We start from the raw sequence: 18,545 nt of genomic DNA, 5'->3' as shown, positions 1-18,545 counted from the left end.
GCCCGGCCGCCGCGTCGTCGTGCGCACCGCGCATAGGGCATCCTGTGCACTGTGAGGCCCAGGTGCTCCCTTTATGTGGACGTCGGTTATCTGCTCAGCGCCACAGCCGTCCGGGTGACAGGAACGTCGCTACGGAACGGAATTCAGGTCGACTATGAGCCACTGATCGACGCGCTTGTCCAGCAGGCCGAGGCGCTGTCCGAGCTGCCGGTGCTGCGAGTGCATTGGTACGACTCGGCGAGAGACGGCGTACCCGACACGCTGCAGCAATTCATCGGTGAGCTGCCGAACGTGAAGTTGCGGCTCGGCCGGTTCGGCGTGGACGGCCAGCAGAAAGGCGTCGACCTGCGGATCGGGCTTGATCTGGTGACGCATGCCCGCAACGGAGCCGCCGACGTCTTCATCCTCGTCTCCGGGGACGACGATCTGACCGAGGCGGTCGAGGAGGCGCAGGTGCACGGCGTGCAAGTCATTCTCCTCGCCGTTCCCAACGCGGAGGACCGGCCGCACGGCATCAGCCGGCACCTGATCCGGGCGGCCGACGGGCTCAAGATTCTCTTTCCGGACACCATCGACCAGACGGTGACGAAGGTCGAGATGTCTCCGCCCCCGACGCAACCGACGGCGCAGTCGATCGCGGTGGGCGGGCCGGGCGGACGACTGCGGGCCAAGGCGAAGTACGAGGAACCGGCCGAGCTCGCCGAGCAGATCGACTCGGTGGTCACCAACGTCCTGACGACTTTCCGCAGGTCCGCCACCCCGGAGGCGCTGGCGGAGCTGACGACGGGAAAACCGTCGATTCCGCGCGACATCGACAAGGCCTTGCTGACCGACCTGTCGGATCGGCGCGGTGGCACCGACCTGAGCGAGGCTGTGCGGCACCAGCTTCGGGGGGAGTTCTGGGAGCAGTACGACAAGGTCTAGTCGAGTCGGCCACACCGGCGAATGCCGTTCCGGACGCCCAGAAAATCTAGTCTCGAAGAACTAGACATTCTTGGCTCCGCTGGGTAGTGTTACTCCCGTTGACAGGGAAGATCTGTGAAAACGCAGACGTGACAGGCCGAGCGTCAAGCAGGGCCCGGAAGTTCTCGTGGCTCGCTCGGCACCTGCGGCGGAACGACCTCGCCGCAAGCAACACGGCAAGTGCAAGTGCAGTCAAGACCTTGACGTAATTCCAGGTCAGGGCACCGCAGGTGGGGCCGATGCAGGTTCGGGGCTCCGTCTGATGCAAGAAGATCCGTCGCACGTGGGCGGGGCCATGAAGTCGCGTGGGGCTCCGACACCGGCGGTGGTTTCCACCGTAGTAATGGAATACAGAGGAAAGGGAGGGTTTAGCGCCGTTGGATCGCCCGCCATCAGAATGTAAGACGATTTCTGGGGCGGACACCGAGGTCCCATCGAATTGTGAGGTGGTCTCCGGTCACGCATATGCGATCCTCGCACTCGCCGTCGCTGCTAGCGACGCAGTGTGGAAAAGAGAACCCGACGAACCTGTCGGTAGATGGTGTATTGAACCCGTAAACCCCGGGCCCCGGCGCTTTCCGCGCCGGGGCCCTCGTTCTTGAGCAGGCCGGTCGAGTGCGGCCCCGGGTTATCGGTACTCAAGAGCCGAGCGTGGGCCGGTGTCGACCAGTTCGCCGGGCGGAGCGGCGCTACGGGCGTCAGGCAGCCGGATGAGCCCGGCGTTGCGGCCGCGGTGCGCCATCAGAACGTAGGACACGAGCCCCAGGGGAACCATGACGATGCTGATGAAAGCCGCGTAGAACGGCATCAGCAGCAGTGCGTAGTCCCGGTGGGACCAGTGCAGGTAGGCGCTGAGGACGACGTACAGAGCGATGACCCCGCCGATGACGCCGACATGTCCTTGGCCCAAGGCAAGCAGCCGCAGCGGCAGCATGGCGAGGGTGACCACGAGGCCGTAGCACCAGAAGAACGGGTGCCGGAAGCCGACGTGAGCATTGATGACGAACAGCCGGAACTCACCGCCGGCCCAGGCCAGATGCTGCCGCCACCAGTCCTTGAGTGTTTCCGGGACCCGGGTGGGAACCTCGAACGGGACGTGCCCGACCCGCAGGCCCATGGCTCCGGCCAGCACTCCGGTCTCGACGTCGTTGCCCTGGAAGAACATCGAGTGGTTGTTCATGACGCCGTGGAGCGCGGGGGTGCGAGCGGCATGGCACGCGCCCGAGACCAGCCAGGGGGCAATGACCCGCAGCTTCATAGCGAGGCGGTACTCGTGTGCTTGGAACCGGGTCAGTAGTGACTTGTGGCGGTTGGACGGGACAAGGCGGATAGAGGCGAGGTCGAGTCCACGGCGTCGCAGGGCCCCGACCAGGATCTCCAGGGGTTGACTTGTGGTCGTGTCGGCGTCGAGGCATACGACGTATGCCTCGTCGATGGTGGGGAGCACCGCCCGGATCACGGTGTCCCGGACCGTGCCACCGGTTGCCCGTTTGTTTCCCGGCGTGGACGAGTTGTCAGCGAGCGCGCGGAAAATGCGGAAGTCGTGTCGCCGCGCTATCCAGGACAGGGCTTCCTCGAACTCGGGCGACTCTCCGGTCGTGGTGCAAAGGACCACGCGCCGGCCATAGCGGGCCAGGTAGTCGACGTTCTCGAGGTACTTGATGTTTCCGTAGATCGGGACGAGGACAGCGAAGTCGTGGAACTCGTCGGTGCCGACGGCGGAAGCGGCGGAATGCCGGGCCCGCAACCCGCCGATCCCGTCGATCAGGAGCCAAGCCAACGGAATGAGCAACAGCGACAAGAACCAGCCGGCTGTCATCGCCATCATGCGACGAACTCGACCAGGGCCGAGTCGGGGACCGGCTTCGGCTCGACAAGCGTCCACAGCATATCGAGCAGTTCGGTGGAGGATGCCGAGGCCGCCGCTCGACACAGTCCGTCGACGGCGGCCCGGAAGACGGCATTGTCGAGCGCCGGGCGGTCGATCCGGGAGATGCGTGGGTGTGCTGTCGCCCCAACCGCTTCGATGGTGCTGTCGACGAGCTGCTCGTGCATTTTCTCGCCGCCGCGCAGGCCGGTGAACACGATCCGGTTGTCAGCCTTGGTGAATTCCAGGTAGCGCTGCACGAGGTCGAGGATCCGTACCGGTCGCCCCATGTCGAGCACATAGGTCTCGCCGCGGTGGGCGAGGACCGCGGCCTCGATCACCAGCGTCGCCGCCTCGGGGATCGTCATGAAGAAGCGGGTGACGGCCGGGTCGGTGACGGTGATGTCGTTCGCGTTCGCCACCTGCCACCGCAAAGAGGTGAGCAGGCTTCCGCGGCTGCCGAGCACATTTCCGAAGCGCACCGAGGCCACCCTGGTGAGCTCGGTGGCGTAGCTGGCGGCAATGTTCTCGGCCACTCGCTTGGTCGCGCCGAGAACGCTGGTCGGGTGCGCTGCCTTGTCGGTGGAGATGTTGACCACCAACTCCGCGCCGGCCTCGACCGCCGCGGCCACGACGTTCTGAGTGCCCTCGACATTTGCCTTGACTCCCTCGGCGGGAAACCTTTCGAGCAGCGGAAGGTGCTTGTGTGCGGCGGCGTGGAAGACGATGTCGGGCCTGATCTCGGCGAGGATCCGCCGCATGGTGCCGGCGTCGCGGATGTCGGCAAGCAGGACGAACGGGTCGGTGAGCAGCCCGTGCCCCTGCAATTCCAGTTGCAGCGCATGAAGTGCGCCTTCGTCGTGGTCGAGGAGGTACACGGCGGTGGGGTCGAGGCTGCGTACCTGCCGGACGATCTCGCTGCCGATGGAGCCGCCCGCGCCGGTGACGAGGACGATTTTTCGGTTCACGAGGGTCCGCGCCTCGGCGCTGTACACAATATCTTGGCTGCGGCCCAACAAGAACGGCGCAATATCCGCGGTAATGGCGGTGCACACAGAAGGCTCCTGAGCAGAATAGTTTTCCAAGGTGCGGGGAAACAATATCCGCGCACCCACCGATAGCAAGCCCTCCGGCGCGCTTAGGGACTTTCGGTCGACCCCGTTCTGATGATGATCCGGGCGATTCTCGCCATCCGGCGTGGTGTCCGATCAGCGGGCACGTACGCACGGACGAAACGCAGGAAGTAGCTGTACGCTCGCAGTCATGCGGCGGGCAAAAAGGATTTCAGCTTCCCTTGTGATCATCTTTCTGGCCGCTACCGGCGCTCATTACTTCTGGCCCAACGAATCGCCATCGATGCAATTCAAAGACGAATTCGATTCAATGGATGCAGCTCTCTGGACGGCCGGCAAGCGCCACCCTCTCGGACGAAGTGTGATGGACCCGGCAAACGTCGAGGTCCGGGGCGGTGAGCTGCGCCTGAGGATGCCGGGCGGGACGCTCGGCGGCGCCGAGATGAAGACCGTCACCCCGGTGGGCGCGGGAGTGTTCGAAGCCCGGATGAAGTTGGCCGATGCCCCTACCTCGGTGACCGGACTGTTCCTTTACGCGCCCCCCGACCTGGCGCACGAGATCGATATCGAGCTCTTCAACCAGCCGGCCGGCCGGATCCGCTTCTCGACCTATGCGGACGGCGCGTTGACGCACACCAGTGAGCAGGCGCTGCCGTTCGACCCGACAGCGGATTTCCACCTGTACGGAATTGCCCAGACCCGGACCGGCGTGGAGTTCTACGTCGATGATGAGCTCGTTCAGGCGTGGGACGACGGAGTGCCTCGCGAGCGGATGAACTTGTACCTCAACACGTGGTATCCGCAATGGCTGGCCGGAACACCCGCATCGACTATGCGGTACACAGCCGTCGACTTTGCCACCTACCGGGCGAACCCGGCCGGATGAACCCGGGGCGAACGGGCTGAACGAGCACGGATCGGGACCTTACGGTGCCGATGTGACTACCAAGAGTGACTACACGAACGGCGGCCACCGGCGCCGCGGTGGGTCGGCCCTCGCCGTGGCGTTGATCGGGCTGCTCGCCTTCACCGGCATCGCGACCGGGCTCGCCAACCCGCGGGCCGGTTTCGCCGCGGAGAACCGGAGCGAGGCCGGTAACCGGAGCGTCGTGCCGGGCATGAACGGCATCATCGCCGTGCGCCCGGACGGCAAGGTGTTCGCCACCGTCAGCGACGGGTCGGTGCGGCAGTGGAACACCGCCACCGGGCTCCGGGTCAGCCGGCCGTTCGGGGGCCAGGTCGCACCGATCCATTCCATCAACTACAGCCCGGACGGCGAGGTGCTGGCGGTGGCCGGCGACCGCGAGGTGTCGCTGTGGGACGCCGCCACCGGGCAGCGGTCCGGGCGGCCCCTGGCCGGCCCGGTCGGGGCGGTACGGTCGGTGACTTTCAGCCCGACCGGGCAGCTCGTGGCCGCGGCCGGGATCGACGGCACGATCCGGCTGTGGGACTCCGCGACCGGGGCCCTGGTGCGCGCCCTGACCGGCCACGTCGGCGCGGTGGGCTCGGTCGTGTTCAGCCCGGACGGACGGCACCTGGCGACGGCCGGGACCGACAACACCGTGCGGCTGTGGGACACCCGCACCGGCCAGGCGGTCGGCGACGCGCTGATCGCCGACCCCGGTCCGGTGTACGCGATGAGCTTCAGCCCCGACGCGCAACTGTTGGCCACCTCCGACGGCGGCAGCGTGGTCCGGCTGTGGGACGTGGCCACCGGCGAACTCGCGGGTGCACCGCTGACCGGCAGCGCCGCCCCGGTGTACGCCCTCACGTTCAGCCTCGACGGAACGCTCCTGGCCACCTCGTCCGGCGGCGACAACACGGTCCGGTTGTGGGACGTACTGACCCGTCAGCCGGCCGTCGCGCCCCTGGTCGGCCACACCGGCCCGGTACGCGCCATGCGCTTCAGCCCGAACGGAAAGCTGCTGGCCACCGGCAGTGACGACGGGACCGTACGGCTGTGGAACCCGGAGACCGGAAGTGCCGTCGGCGAACCGCTGGCCGGACACGAGGGGCCGGTCTGGGCCCTGCGCATCACTCCGGACAGCAAACGCCTGATCACCGCCGGCAAGGACGACGAGGCCCGGCTGTGGCGTCTGCCGAGGAAGCTTGCCTGACGAGCGCGGCCGCCCCGGTGTCCCCGGGGCGGCCGCGTGACTATTTCCGGACGGGGCCGACCGGGGCGTGGCCCTTGGTGACCGCGCCCGTGGCCGCCGACTTGGCCGTGGCCGAGGTGTAGCCGGCCCGGGTCGCGGTGACCGAGACCGACAGCTTCTTGCCGAGGTCGCTCGGCCGCACCAGGTAGGTCGCCTTGGTCGCGCCGCTGATCGGGTTGCCACTCGCCGTCCACTGGAACGTGAAGGTCGCGTTCCGCGGATCCCAGGTGCCGGTCGACGACTTCAGCTTGGACCCGACCACCGCGGTGCCGCTGATGACCGGCGCGACGGTCGCCTTGAGGGCCGGCTGAGCGATCACCGTGAACGCGTTGGCGAGCCGGACCGCCGAGTTGTAACCGTCGGGCTGGACGTCGACCGAGGCCGGGCCGGTCACCGCATAGGTCAGGTCGACGGTGGCGGTGAGGGTCCGCCGATCGGCGGACACCCCGGTGATCGTGCCGCTGAGGTAGTTGCCGTCAGCCGTGTGCACCGCGACGTAGTTGCCCGTGTTGAAGCCCGAGCCGGTGATGTGAAGGGTGCGGACTCCGCCGGTCTCCACAGTGCTCGGCGACACCGACGTGACAGTCACCGGGTCGGCCTCGACGTAGAAGCTGTAATACGTCTCCGACGAGCGCGCGCCGGCCGCGGTCCTGCTGGTCACGTGCAGGTTGAAGTAGCCCGAGGTGGTCGGCGTCCACGTCACCTCGGCCGTGCCGGCGGGGCCGACCGCGACCTCGGCGTTGTAGACGTCGGTGCTGTCGATCGAGTAGACGAACTTGGTCGCCTCGGCCTGCTGGGCCTTGAAGGTGAACTTACCCGGGGCGATGTGACCGGAGCCGCGGGCCGGGAAGTCGGTCGAGGTGACCACCGGGCCGTTGGTCACCGACCAGGACGTGCCACCAGAGTCGGTGCGCACACCCGCGGCGTTCCGAGCGATCACACTGACGTACGTGTACTGCGCCTTGGTCACCGTGAACTTGAACGTCGCGGTGCCGTCCGCGGCGGCGGGCACGATCTGCTTCGTCGTGGCGTCGTTGTTCAGGACCGCTTCGTACTCGGTCGGGTTCGCCATCTCGGTGCGTGCGGTGAAGGTGGCGGTCGTGCCGACCACGTCACCGCCGGAGCGGGTGACCGTCGGAGCGGCTCCCCAGACGCTCATCGACAGCCAGCGCGACTCGGAGAGGGTGCCGTCGGCGCTGCGGGCCTGCACCCGTACGCCGATCGTGTGCTGGTTGGTGTTGTCGGCCGTCCAGGTCAGCTCGGCCGAGCCGTCGGCGGCGGCCGGGATCGTGGTCTTGGCCGACTCCGACGAGTCGCCACCGACGTTCCAGTAGACGTACGAGGTCACGTTGCCGGTGCGCGGCTCGAGGTGGAAGCGGAGCGACGACCCGATGATCACGCCGCGGTCGATGTCACCGGTGACGGCCGGTCCATTGTCGACGTAGAACGGGTAGGCCTGCTCCGGATGCGGCGCACCGTCGCGGGTCACGTTGCGTACGTAAAGGGTCTGGTGCCCTGGTTTGGTCGGCGCGATAAGCGCACTGGCCCGGCCGTCGGCGTCGGCGTCGGCGGTGCCGGCGGGACCGTCCTGGTCGATGTGCCAGGCGAACGACGTGGTGTCCGCGATGTTCGCCGAGAAGTCGAACTGGCCCGGCACCCCGACGTTGTATTTCAGGTCGCCGTAGCCCTCGGAGTTCTGGTAAGCGGCGGAGAAGACGCTGGGCCGCGTCTCGCGCACGTTGAAGGCGTAGTACTGCTGCTCGGAGTAGTTGCCCGCCCGGTCGATCGCGCGCACCGACAGTGAGGTGGAGCCGGCGGTCCGCGGCTTCCAGCTGATCGTCGCCGGCCCGCCGACCGCACCGGCCTGGACGTTCTGCCACCCGGTGGTGGAGCCGGAGTCCACACTGTCCCAGAACATGTAGGTGTAGCTGACGGTGTCGTCGGCGGCCGGCGTGAAGGTGAACGAGCCGGCGGTGCCGATCTCCCCGTGGGCGCTGTCACCGGCCGGGTAGTCGGCCGAGGAGACGGCCGGTGCCTCGCCGCCCGTGCGGTCGACCGTGTAGTAGCAGGTGTCGCTCCACGGCGAGGTGTCGGAGCCGGCGACGACCCGGACCTTCCAGGCGTACGTGACTCCGTCGAGCTGTCGTGCCGGGTCCTCGAGCTGGACCAGGAGCTTGCCGTTCGACGCACCCGCCCGTTCGCTCCAGTCCTGCGGCGCGTCGGGGTGGGCGGTGTCCCAGACCTGGAAGTCGGCGGTCGGCTCGGCGCCCCAGACCGCTGTGTCGTAGTTGCCGCGCAGCAGGACGGCCTGCGCGTCGTTGAGCCGGGTGGGACTCAGATAAGGACCGGGTGCGGCGGTGGCGCAGGCCTGGTCGGCGGTGGTGAGCCCGGTCGGCCCGCCGGCCGCGGCGAAGGCCGGCGCGCTGCCGAGACCACCCGCCCCGATCCCGAGCGTGCCGGCGAGAATGAGCGAACACATACGTCCTGGACGCATGTCGTGCCCCCGTGAACATCGATGGGCCTCAAGTGGGCCCGACCGGCGAGAAGCATCGCATAGACGAACATTGACCGAAAGGACGATACGGAGCCGATCCGTCCCAAGGAGGATCAGCGAACACTTCGATTTGTCTCGGGGACCGATGAAGCTTTCTCGTACGGGACGGATCCTGGCCACCGCCGCCACGATCCCGGCTCTTCTGCTCAGCACCGGTAGCGCCGCTCTGGCCGCCACCGGCACCCTCACCCTGACCGCGCTGAACCGCGCCGGCACCAAGGTCACCATCTCGGCGACCGCGGTCGACGTCGACACCAGCTTCGGATACACGATCAAGACCGGCGCCGCCAAGAAGCTGCCCAAGGGAACGTACGCCGTCCTCGCCCGGATCGTGACCGGCGAGACGACCACGCTCGCGGGCTACACCGTGAACGTCTCCGGCGCGGCCAAGGTGACCGTCGACGCCCGCCAGGGCAAGCGGGTCGGCGTGGCCCTGAGCCCGGCGCCGGACGGGCTCATCACCCAGATGTCGGTCCGGGTCTGCTCGCTGACCGGCGCCAGCTACGACGTCGAGGCCGGTGGCGACCAGATCTACGTCGTACCGACCGGCTCCAAGAAGGTCGGCTTCGCGGCTCTCGGCTCGTGGACCGACCTGTCCGGCACGACCGACAGCTATGCCGTGCTCAACCAGACCACCGGCGTGCCGGCCGACCCGACCCGCACCTACGGGCCCGCCGCGCTGGGGACCGTCCTGGTGGAGTCGCGACGCGGGCCGGGCGGCACCAACTCCAGCGACATCGCCGTACAACCGGTCGCCCCCGGCTGCGGCCACCGCCTCTTCGCCGAACTGGTGAGCACCGACGTGCCGACCGTGACCCGGCTCCGACTCTCGCCGACCAGCTGGGACATCCGCTCCGACGAGTTCGCGACCGCGAAGAAGACCGGCGAGTCGTGGGACATCGGCGGCTACATGACCACCCGCAAGGTCGTGGCGGGCCAGACCACCGGAGCGCGCTTCTACGCCTCGGCCTGGGGACCCGGCACGCTGCTCCCGACGATGGCCGCCGGCCGGCTTTCGTACAACCTGAACAACGGCTTCGAGGACCCGTACTACCCCGGCACCGGGTCGAACGTCGAGGGTGGCGACCGGGCCACGGCCGTCCTGCGCTTCGGCAGCAAGGTGGTCGCGACGAAGAAGGACACCGGCTGGATGCCGGACACGACCTTCCTGTCGTACAAGGTGAAGAAGGCCGGCTGGTACACCTTGACCAACTCGGCGAGCCGGTACTACCCGGAGATCACCTACTGGCCCGGCATCCTGTCGACCTCGTCGGTGGCCACCTACCGGTTCCAGGCCAAGCCGAAGGCCACCGCGCTCGCACCGGTCTACGCGGTCCAGATGATCCCGGCCGGGCTGAGCCTCTACAACAAGGCCGGGCCGGCGAGCACCACGAACGTCGCGCTCAAGCTCACCCGCAAGTCCGGGAGCGAGCTCAAAGCGGGCAAGAACCCGACGGTCAAGACCGTGACCGCGCAGATGTCGACGAACGGCACGACCTGGCGGTCGGTGCCGGTTCGCAGGACCGGCGGAAGCTGGACGGCCGTGGTCAGCAACCCGTCGAGCGGGGCCGTGTCGCTACGCGCCCGCGAGACCAACACGGACGGCTCCTACACCGAGGTGACGATCTTCCGGGCGTACGCCATCGGCTGAGTAGATCCGGCACGGCCGGTTACTCCGGGGGCGGTCGCAAGACCGCCCCCGATCAGTCGATGTCGGGGCCGGTGAGCACCGCGTCGGGGTCGTCGACCAGGTCGCGCACGTCCCAGATCCAGGCGCCGCCGGTCCAGGTCGGCTCGAAGCCGAGCAGGCCGGTCATGGCCCGCAGCATCTCCGAGTCACGCACCTGCGGAGTCAGCATGACCACGGCGGCCTTCCAGTAGCGGAGGTCGGCGAGGGTCATCTCGCGGCGGGTGTCGGTGATCTCCGGAATCGGGTTGCCCTGCTTGATCGAGACCATCAGACCGTTGGTCGGCCGCCACGGCGGCGAGAAGATCGCCGTCCGGTCGGTCGGGTTCAGCGGGTTCTGGTTCGGCAGCAACGCGTACGCGCCGGCGATGCGCATGTCCTGCCCGGTCGACGCGCTCCACCGGATCGCGTCGGGGTTGCCCGAGTCGGGCAGCGGCAGGGTCACCACGGTGTGGTTGTCGTCGACGTACTGCCGCCAGGCACCGGACGAGACGAACTCGGGCGTCGGGACCATCTTCTTGGTGGCCAGCGGGGTCGGAGCGAGCGGCACCAGAGCCATCGCCACCGCCGTGATCATGGCCACCCGGACCGGGCCGCGGGCCGACGGCTGGGCGCGCACGAGCTCGATGGCGCGCTGCACGCCCAGAGCAAGCAGAATGCCGACAGCCGGCGCAATCGCCATCGCCCACCGGGTCGGAACCGCGGAGTTGAGCACCGGAACGCTGTGCAATACCGCCCAGATGCCCGGTACGCCAGTGTTGATCCCGTTGAGGAAAATTCGCGGTCCGAGCGACATCGCGGCGAAGAGAAGTGCAACCCCGCCAAGCGCCAGTACGGCCGCTGTACGGCGCATCCAGACGATCAAGCCGATGAACAGAATGACCAGTCCCCAGCCGAAGAATGCGTTCTCCTCCTGCGGATTCTGGGCGAGCCGCTCGGCCAGGATGTTGTTTCCGGCAACCGACCGACTGGAATAGGCCGTGAACGACCCGAGATCGGTGCCGAAGCCGCGCACGAACTCCGGCAGGCCGTGATAGCTCTGCGGCCCGAAGAACTGAACGGACAGCGGATAGGCCAGCACGGCGAGCGTGACCGAGCCGGCCACGAGCAGGCCGCGAACGAATCCGCGCACCTCACCGGGGGCGCGCTTGCGCCGGACCACCGCCATGATCGCGCAGAAGAAGCCGAGACCGACGGCCGTCATGAACAAGACCTCAAGGTTGATGAAGGCTTGCCAGATCAGCAGCAGGGCGAGGATCAGACCGTTGCGCAGGGCCCGTCCGGCCTCCCGCAGGCGCAATGTCCGCCAGATGATGAGCGGCACCAGGAATTGCGAAACAATGTTCGGGTGACCACCGGCGTGCGAGACCATGCTCGGCGCGAATGTGCAGAAGAGCGCGCCCACCCAGGCGGCCAGCCGGGAAGTGACGAACTGGCGGGAGAGAACGAAATACCATGAAATGCCGGTGAGGGCCAATGCAAGTGTGAGAAAAACGTTGTAGGACACATGCGGCCCGAAGAGCAGGGTCACCGGAGCGAGCGGCAAGGAAACGGCCAACACCGAGGTGTTGGCCATCATGTTCACCCCATCGGGGTAATTCATGCGATCGGAGAAGAACGGATAGACACCGTCAGTGAACACACGAGCGCCATGCGCCAACATCCACTCGAAAAATGCCTGATCCTGCGGATCGTCGAGTGACTCATGATCAAGATGCAGCCAGAACGGCGACGTCAGATAGAGCGCCACGGCGATGAACGTCACTATCGCAAGGACGTCCCGCCAGTTGAGCCAGCGCAGGCGACGGCGCGGTTCGAGCGCCTCGCGCTCCTGCTCAGGGGCGAGTGCGACACCGGGTACTACGGAGGGCGGGGCGACCGTCTCGACATCTGTGTCCAGTGCCAGCAGCTCCGCGTCCAAGTCCTCGGGGTCGGTCTCTTGACGGGACGGCAGAACGTTCCCGCCCGCCGACTGGCCTGTCGAGTCAATACCCGTAATCGTCATAGCACCGGCCACCCTAACCGAGCTTGGTAACGGTGTTGTGTCGAGCGCCCGAGGCGTGATCCAGCCGATATGAACGCTGTATTCGGGGCATCCGCAGCTAGCGGGACTTCGCGGCCAACGCGGCCGACTACCCCGCCACGCTATGTCTCAATCAGGCAAATAATGAGTGGCTGAGGGCCTCTCAACTTTCTCTTCCGCTCGCCGGATGGTTAACTCGATCGGTCCCGCTGTCAGCCCTCGATCAGCAAGACAAGGGAACTCAACTTATGGCAGACATCACTGGAGACCAGCGGATCCAGTCCGAAGTGCTCGAGGGCCTCGCTACGGCCGTCAACCACCGTCGGTGGTTCGTCGAGCTCGCGCTCCCGTACCTGGGTGACAACCCGATCGAGATCGGCAGCGGCCTCGGCGACTACGCGATCGAATGGGCTGAGCACCTTCCGCGGTTCACGGCGACCGAAGCCGACCCCGATCGGCTCGTGCAGCTCAAGGAGCGCATGGCCGACTACCCGAACATCGATGTCCGGCAGATGTTGCTGCCGTCGACCGATGCCGCGGGTGAATACAGCGCGGCGGTGTCGTACAACGTGCTGGAGCACATCGAGGACCATGTCGGCGCGCTGCGCAGCATGGCCGAGCTGGTCCGCCCCGGCGGCCGGGTCATCCTGATCGTGCCCGCCTTCATGTTCGCGATGAGCCAGGTCGATATCGCGACCGGCCACATCCGGCGCTACACCAAGAAGACGATGCGCGCGGCCATGAACGAGGCCGGCCTCGACATCGAGAAGCTGCACTACGCCAACGCCCTGGGCCTCATCGGCTACTACGGCGCGACCAGCATCTTCAAGCTGGCGCCCAAAGAGGGCCCGATGGTCAAGGTGTACGACTCGCTGGTGCTGCCGGTGACCAAGGCCGCCGAGTCGCTCGTGAAGCCGCCGTTCGGCCAGTCGGTGTTCGTGGTGGCGCGCACCAAGAGCTGAACCTCGCGGGACAGCCGAAAGCCGCCGGGCTCTACCCGGCGGCTTTGTCGTGCCCGGGATGCGCGCGGCCTCAGCCCTGAACCTGGAAGGTGGGGCGGACGGTGGCGCGGGCCAGGGTGTGGAAGGCGAGGTTGAAGCCGACGTACGCCGGGGAGGCCTCGGGGCTCACCTCGAGGGTGTCGACGTCGATCGCGTGCACGGCGAAGACGTAGCGGTGCGGGCGGTCCCCGGGCGGTGGCGCCGAACCGCCGTAGTTGTTCTCGCCGTAGTCGTTGCGCACACAGAACGCGCCGTCGGGCAGCTGGTCGATGCCGCGCTCCAGCTCGGTCACCGATGCCGGCAGGTTGACGAGCACCCAGTGCCAGAAGCCGCTGCCGGTCGGCGCGTCGGGGTCGAAGCAGGTGACCACGAAGCCGCGCGTCTCGGCCGGGAAACCCGACCAGGCGAGCTGCGGGGACAGGTTCTTCCCACCCACGCTGGTGTGCGCGAACAGAGCGTCGAGTGGCTGCCCGTCCGTAACGTCCGTGCTGGTCACCGTGAAGGACGGGACCGGCGGCAGGATGTCGTACGGGTCGGGGGCGACGGCGCGGTCGAGACTCATGGCGATGTCCTCCGTCGAGATGGTGAAAACCTCCTCCTGATTCCCACCTTGATCGAGCCTAACCGCCCCGGATGACGCCGAGCTTGCGAGTCCGTTGCGCCACACCGTCACCCGATCGGTGCGACGCACAGGTGGTGCGCGGCGGAAAGGTGTGCCGGGGCGATGCTTCTGTCCGACACCCGACCGGGTGCGTGCGGCTGAGATCCCCGCGCCCGGTGGCGAGAGATAGCAAGTCGGCACCTGCCAGAAGGCGGGTGCCGACTGCTGTATCCGAATACATCGTGACGGACCGTCCGGAATGAGAGCATTTGAGGGTGAAAGCCCCTGTGCCGTTCGATGAGCCGGCTCGGCTCGCCGCACTGCACGACGCCGGGGTCCTGGACACGGCTCCGGAAGAGGACTTCGACGACATCGCGCTGCTCGCCGCCGAGATCTGCGGCACATCGATGGGGCTGGTCAGCCTGGTGGACAGCGACCGGCAGTGGTTCAAGGCCAAGGTCGGGCTGGATCTCAACCACGTGCCCCGGGAGTTCTCCTTCTGCTCGCACACGATCATCGGGCACGAGCTGCTCGAGGTGCCGGACGCGAGCGCGGACAAACGGTTCAGCGACAACCCGTACGTGCTCAACGGGCTTCGGTTCTACGCGGGCGTCCCGGTGGTGTTGGACGGCACGTACGCGGTCGGCACCGTCTGTGTCGTCGACCGGGAGCCGCGGAAGCTCAACAAGGCGCAGCGGCGCGGGTTACGGAGCCTGGCCCGGCACGCTTCGGTGCAGCTGGAACTGCGCCGTTACGCCCGGCACGCGGGCGACATCGCCGATCGGATGCGCCAGCTCGACCGCATGAAGGACTCGTTCCTGGCGACCGTGAGCCACGAACTGCGGACGCCGTTGTCGACCATTCGCGGTTACCTCGAGATGCTCCTCGAGGGCGACTTCGACGGTGAGACGTCGCGCCGCTTCCTGGGGGTCATGCAGCGCAACTCGGACCGGCTGCTGCGGCTCATCGACGAGCTGTTGCTGGTGGCCCGCCTCACCGACGAGGCGATGGAGCTCGACGTCAACGAACTCGACCTGGCCGACCTCACCCATCAGGTGACCACCGGGTGCCGGCCGCTGGCCGAGCACAAGAAGGTCCGGCTGCGGGACCACACCGGCAGCCCGGTGCCGGCCCGCGGTGACGCCAAGCGCCTCACCCAGGCCCTCAACCACCTCGTGGTGAACGCCATCAAGTTCACCGCCGAGGGTGGCGAGATCATCGTGACCGCGAAGTCCGACGGCGAACCGGAAATGACCATCACGGACAACGGGGTCGGGATCGCCCAGGAGGACCTGCCGCACGTGTTCGACCGGTTCTACCGCTGCGCGTCCGCCGATCTGATGGCGGTGCAGGGACCCGGCCTGGGTCTCGCGATCGTCAAGTCGATCATCGAGGCGCACCACGGCAGCGTGCACCTGTCGAGCGAGCCGGGCGTCGGCACGACCGTGCGCCTCACCTTGTCCAACCGGTGAACATCTCCCGGCAGCCGGCCAGGCCCTCGATCTCGACCGGGATGCTCCGGGCCGCCTGCCACGACGGCCGATCCGGGCGAAGGCGGCGGCCGGTGACCGGTACGCCCCGGATGACGTGCCTCGTGATGCCGTCGTCGAGGTAGCCGAGCTTGCGCGACACCGCGTACGACGAGTGGTTGTCCTCGAACGCCTCCGACGTCACATATTCCGCGTCGAGCCCGGCAAAGGCCAGCTCGAGCACGGCCGCACGCATCTCGGTGCCGTTGCCCCGGCCGTGGAAGTCGCGGCCCAACCACGAGCCGGTCCCCGCCTCGCGCCGCACGGCGAACCGGTTCGCGTCGAGGCTCTGCGTGCCGATCACCCGGCCGTCGGTGATCGCCACCAGACCGAGCGACCAGTTTTCCGGCTGCCACGACGCCCAGGTGCCCCATTGCCACTGAGGGTTATTCAGGGCCTACCTTGACTCGCAGTGAGCCGCAGATCAGCGACCGGATCCCCACCGCCCTGAATAATCCTCACTGAAGTACGCTACTCGCGACCCTCTCCGGCGATTGGTCGGTCCATTCGGCAGAGAACGGTTGCACCGCCGCATCGTGCACGCCGGCGGCCGCGACCTCACCCAGCTCGGCGAGCCGGGCGAGGTCGGGCATCCGCATTTCGAGACGGGGAGTGCGGAGCACGAGACCGAACAGCGGCCAATTGTCGACAACCATGGACGTGATTGTCGCTGCCGCGGGCAATCAAGCGAACCGATTTACAGGCGCTCGACCGACAATCCCGAATAGAGCCTTCGATACACCACTCCGACGCGGCGGTTACCGGCATCGATCATCATCCCGTTGCCCATGTAGATACCCACGTGGCCGGGACCCACGACGAGGTCGCCGGGGCGGGCCTGACTGCGGGAGATCCGTCGGGCCCGGGCCGCCTGGGCGCCGGAGGAGTGCGGGAGGCGGATGCCGGCCCGCGCGTACGCCGCCCTGGTGAGGCCGGAGCAGTCGAAGCCCCGCCCACCCTCACCGCCGCTGACGTAGCGCTTGCCGACCTGCTGCCGGGCGTACTCGATGACGGCTGTCATGTTGCCCAGCCGCATCACCCGCTGATGCCGGCGGGGTACGGCCGTGTGCCGGGTGATGACGGTCCGGACCCGGGTCGGCAGCCGGCGCACCAGGCGCTGCCGCACGCTGCGGGTGGCGGCTGGTTCTCGCCGGTTGACCTGGGATCGGGTCGCCCGGTGTTCGGCGGCTCGACGCTCGGCCCGCGGCTCGGCCGCCCGGGACTCGGCCCGCGACTGGGCCGCCCGGGACTCGGCCCGCGACTCGGCGTCCCGGGACTCGACCGCCCGGGAGTGGGCTGCCAAGGACTGGGCCGCCCGGGACTCGACCGCCCGGAGGCGACCGGCCAGACCGGCCGAGCGGCGTGACGCCGAGGTGACCGGCGGCCGGGCGACCGGCGGACGCATGGCGGCCCGCCGGATCGTGGCGCGGGAGGCGCGATCGGCCAGGACGGCCCTGGTGGCGAAAGCGGATTCGGAGTCGAGAGGGGCCGTTTCCGGGCTGATCCGGTCTTCACTGACCGGGGCCGGGGGTGCCGCTTGCACGGCGACGGCGTTCTCGACAGGCTCTAGGGCCGGGGTGACCGCAGCCAGCGCAATCGCGCCTGCAGTAAGCACCCGACTCGCGGACGGACGGTGCAGCGTTGCCTCCGAAATCGGCCCGGGGCACTCGCGCGAATCCCAATGGTCCGGCTATAACGTCTAGCCGCACCCGCACCGCCCGACGATGGACGAAATTGGGAACCCGGACAACTCGTCATTTCCGTCGACCATGCCAACACAGATCGGGAATCTTTTGGGGCTGAATTCACACAATCACCCTCACCCCATCGAGGAAACGAATCGTTTTTGAGCTGTTTATCTGTGATCTTCTATTTCTAAATTGTCCAACGTCTCGGGCGTGTCTCGACTTCAGGACGAGCCGAGCCGACCACCCCGACCATGCCCGGGGCCCTGAATCAATAACTCGGAAAGGTGGTTCCGGGCCGAGCCGGCGAGCGCGGAGGCTCGGCCCCGGACGTCGGCGACGGCCGACCTCGGCCGACGCCGACGCGCCGCGAAACAGCCCCATATCGCGGTAGAAGCTACGTAATACGCCCGAAGGTGTTACGTTCGGTCACGGCAGCAACAGGATCTTGCCCAGGTGGTCGCTGGACTCCATCAGGTCGTGCGCCGCGGCCGCCGCTGACAGCGACATCGTGGTGTGGATGATCGGCTTGATCGCGCCGGCCTCGACGAGCGGCCACACCTCGCGTCGCACACCGGCGACGACGCGGGCCTTGTCGGCGGTCGGGCGGGCGCGCAACGACGTGGACGAGATCGAGCCCCGCTTGGACATCAGCTGCACCAGGTCGAGCTCGGCGGTGCGGCCGCCCTGGAAGCCGATGACCGTGATGCGGCCGTTGACGGCGAGCAGGTCGAGGTTGCGGGAGAGGTATTTCGCGCCGACGATGTCGAGCACCACGTCGGCCCCGGCGCCATCGGTGAAGTCCTTTGTGGCCGCCACGAAGTCGTCTGTCGTGTAGTCGATGACCAGGTCGGCGCCGAGCGCCCGCAGCTTGTCGTGCTTGCTCGCGCGAGCGGTGGCGATGACGGTGGCGCCCAGCGCCTTGCCGAGCTGGATCGCGAACGACCCGATGCCGCTGCCACCACCGTGCACGAGCAGCGTCTCACCCTTGCGAAGGCGATCCCGGTCGACGACGTTCGACCAGACCGTGCAGGCGACCTCGGGCAGCGCCGCCGACTCCTGCAGCGACAGGCCGGTCGGCACCGGAAGCAGCTGACCGGCCGGGATCGCCACCCGCTCGGCATAGCCCCCGCCGGCCAGCAGGGCCGACACGCGCTCGCCCACATGGTGACCGGTGACACCGGCACCCACCGCGCTGATCACGCCGGCGCACTCGAGACCGGGATATTCCGAAGCACCCGGGGGCGGCGGATAGGAACCCTGGCGCTGCGAGACGTCGGCCCGGTTGACCCCGGCCGCGGTCACGTCGACGACCACCTCGCCGTCACCGGGCACCGGGTCGGCGACCTCGCGCAGGACCAGCCGTTTGTCTTCGATCACGATCGCTTGCATGGCTCTAGCTTGCC

At 67.7% G+C, this 18,545-nt stretch carries 15 protein-coding genes; 6 read left to right on the top strand and 9 right to left on the bottom strand.

Annotated elements, in window-relative coordinates; translation table 11 throughout:
- The first annotated feature begins 75 nt into the window (after positions 1–75).
- On the top strand, positions 76–924 hold the full coding sequence (locus tag Afe05nite_RS18945) for an NYN domain-containing protein (protein ID WP_203818457.1): 849 nt from the start codon (positions 76–78) through the stop codon (positions 922–924).
- A 667-nt stretch (positions 925–1,591) separates the two neighbouring features.
- On the opposite strand, the gene Afe05nite_RS18940 is transcribed toward Afe05nite_RS18945, so the two are convergent.
- On the bottom strand, positions 1,592–2,782 hold the full coding sequence (locus tag Afe05nite_RS18940) for a glycosyltransferase family 2 protein (protein ID WP_239117968.1): 1,191 nt from the start codon (positions 2,780–2,782) through the stop codon (positions 1,592–1,594).
- 5 nt (positions 2,783–2,787) lie between these two features.
- Positions 2,788–3,930: a polysaccharide biosynthesis protein gene (locus Afe05nite_RS18935; RefSeq protein WP_239117967.1), complete on the bottom strand. Its 1,143-nt coding sequence runs from the start codon at positions 3,928–3,930 to the stop codon at positions 2,788–2,790.
- 196 nt (positions 3,931–4,126) lie between these two features.
- Here Afe05nite_RS18935 and Afe05nite_RS18930 point away from each other — a divergent pair, with 196 nt between their 5' ends.
- Positions 4,127–4,789 carry a glycoside hydrolase family 16 protein gene (locus Afe05nite_RS18930; RefSeq protein ID WP_203818455.1) on the top strand — a complete coding sequence of 221 codons (663 nt, stop codon included), beginning with the start codon at positions 4,127–4,129 and terminating at the stop codon, positions 4,787–4,789.
- A gap of 52 nt (positions 4,790–4,841) precedes the next feature.
- Entirely contained in the window at positions 4,842–6,020 is a 1,179-nt protein-coding gene (locus tag Afe05nite_RS18925) for a WD40 repeat domain-containing protein (protein ID WP_239117966.1), read from the top strand.
- 40 nt (positions 6,021–6,060) lie between these two features.
- Here Afe05nite_RS18925 and Afe05nite_RS18920 read toward each other — a convergent pair whose 3' ends face one another.
- Positions 6,061–8,553 carry a hypothetical protein gene (locus Afe05nite_RS18920; RefSeq protein WP_203818454.1) on the bottom strand — a complete coding sequence of 831 codons (2,493 nt, stop codon included), beginning with the start codon at positions 8,551–8,553 and terminating at the stop codon, positions 6,061–6,063.
- 145 nt (positions 8,554–8,698) lie between these two features.
- On the opposite strand from Afe05nite_RS18920, the gene Afe05nite_RS18915 reads away from it, so the two are divergent.
- Entirely contained in the window at positions 8,699–10,264 is a 1,566-nt protein-coding gene (locus Afe05nite_RS18915) for a hypothetical protein (protein WP_203818453.1), read from the top strand.
- 52 nt (positions 10,265–10,316) lie between these two features.
- Here Afe05nite_RS18915 and Afe05nite_RS18910 read toward each other — a convergent pair whose 3' ends face one another.
- Positions 10,317–12,305, bottom strand: a complete 1,989-nt coding sequence (locus tag Afe05nite_RS18910; protein ID WP_203818549.1) for a DUF6311 domain-containing protein — start codon at positions 12,303–12,305, stop codon at positions 10,317–10,319.
- A 266-nt stretch (positions 12,306–12,571) separates the two neighbouring features.
- On the opposite strand from Afe05nite_RS18910, the gene Afe05nite_RS18905 reads away from it, so the two are divergent.
- Entirely contained in the window at positions 12,572–13,285 is a 714-nt protein-coding gene (locus Afe05nite_RS18905) for a class I SAM-dependent methyltransferase (RefSeq protein ID WP_203818452.1), read from the top strand.
- Positions 13,286–13,355: 70 nt separating this feature from the next.
- Here the strand turns inward: Afe05nite_RS18905 and Afe05nite_RS18900 are convergent, their stop codons facing one another.
- Entirely contained in the window at positions 13,356–13,886 is a 531-nt protein-coding gene (locus tag Afe05nite_RS18900) for a YbhB/YbcL family Raf kinase inhibitor-like protein (protein ID WP_203818451.1), read from the bottom strand.
- 314 nt (positions 13,887–14,200) lie between these two features.
- On the opposite strand from Afe05nite_RS18900, the gene Afe05nite_RS18895 reads away from it, so the two are divergent.
- Positions 14,201–15,397: a GAF domain-containing sensor histidine kinase gene (locus Afe05nite_RS18895; protein ID WP_203818450.1), complete on the top strand. Its 1,197-nt coding sequence runs from the start codon at positions 14,201–14,203 to the stop codon at positions 15,395–15,397.
- Here the strand turns inward: Afe05nite_RS18895 and Afe05nite_RS18890 are convergent.
- The 4 genes from Afe05nite_RS18890 to Afe05nite_RS18875 all read right to left on the bottom strand — a co-directional run bounded on the left by Afe05nite_RS18890 (position 15,378) and on the right by Afe05nite_RS18875 (position 18,531).
- A complete protein-coding gene (locus Afe05nite_RS18890; RefSeq protein WP_438868435.1) occupies positions 15,378–15,848 on the bottom strand; it encodes a GNAT family N-acetyltransferase in 471 nt (156 codons plus the stop codon). The two genes, Afe05nite_RS18895 and Afe05nite_RS18890, sit on opposite strands and share 20 nt — an antisense overlap.
- A 64-nt stretch (positions 15,849–15,912) precedes the next feature.
- Positions 15,913–16,110 (bottom strand): hypothetical protein, encoded by a 198-nt coding sequence (locus tag Afe05nite_RS18885; RefSeq protein WP_203818448.1) that lies wholly within the window; start codon positions 16,108–16,110, stop codon positions 15,913–15,915.
- A gap of 41 nt (positions 16,111–16,151) precedes the next feature.
- Positions 16,152–16,997: a C40 family peptidase gene (locus Afe05nite_RS43865; protein ID WP_239117962.1), complete on the bottom strand. Its 846-nt coding sequence runs from the start codon at positions 16,995–16,997 to the stop codon at positions 16,152–16,154.
- A gap of 571 nt (positions 16,998–17,568) precedes the next feature.
- On the bottom strand, positions 17,569–18,531 hold the full coding sequence (locus tag Afe05nite_RS18875) for an NAD(P)H-quinone oxidoreductase (protein WP_203818447.1): 963 nt from the start codon (positions 18,529–18,531) through the stop codon (positions 17,569–17,571).
- Positions 18,532–18,545 lie beyond the last annotated feature (14 nt).

The organism is Paractinoplanes ferrugineus, from assembly GCF_016862195.1.
In the GTDB taxonomy this organism is placed as follows: Bacteria; Actinomycetota; Actinomycetes; order Mycobacteriales; family Micromonosporaceae; genus Actinoplanes; species Actinoplanes ferrugineus.
The sequence above is the reverse complement of the archived record's forward strand: the minus strand, read 5'-3'. Positions and strand labels throughout refer to the sequence as shown.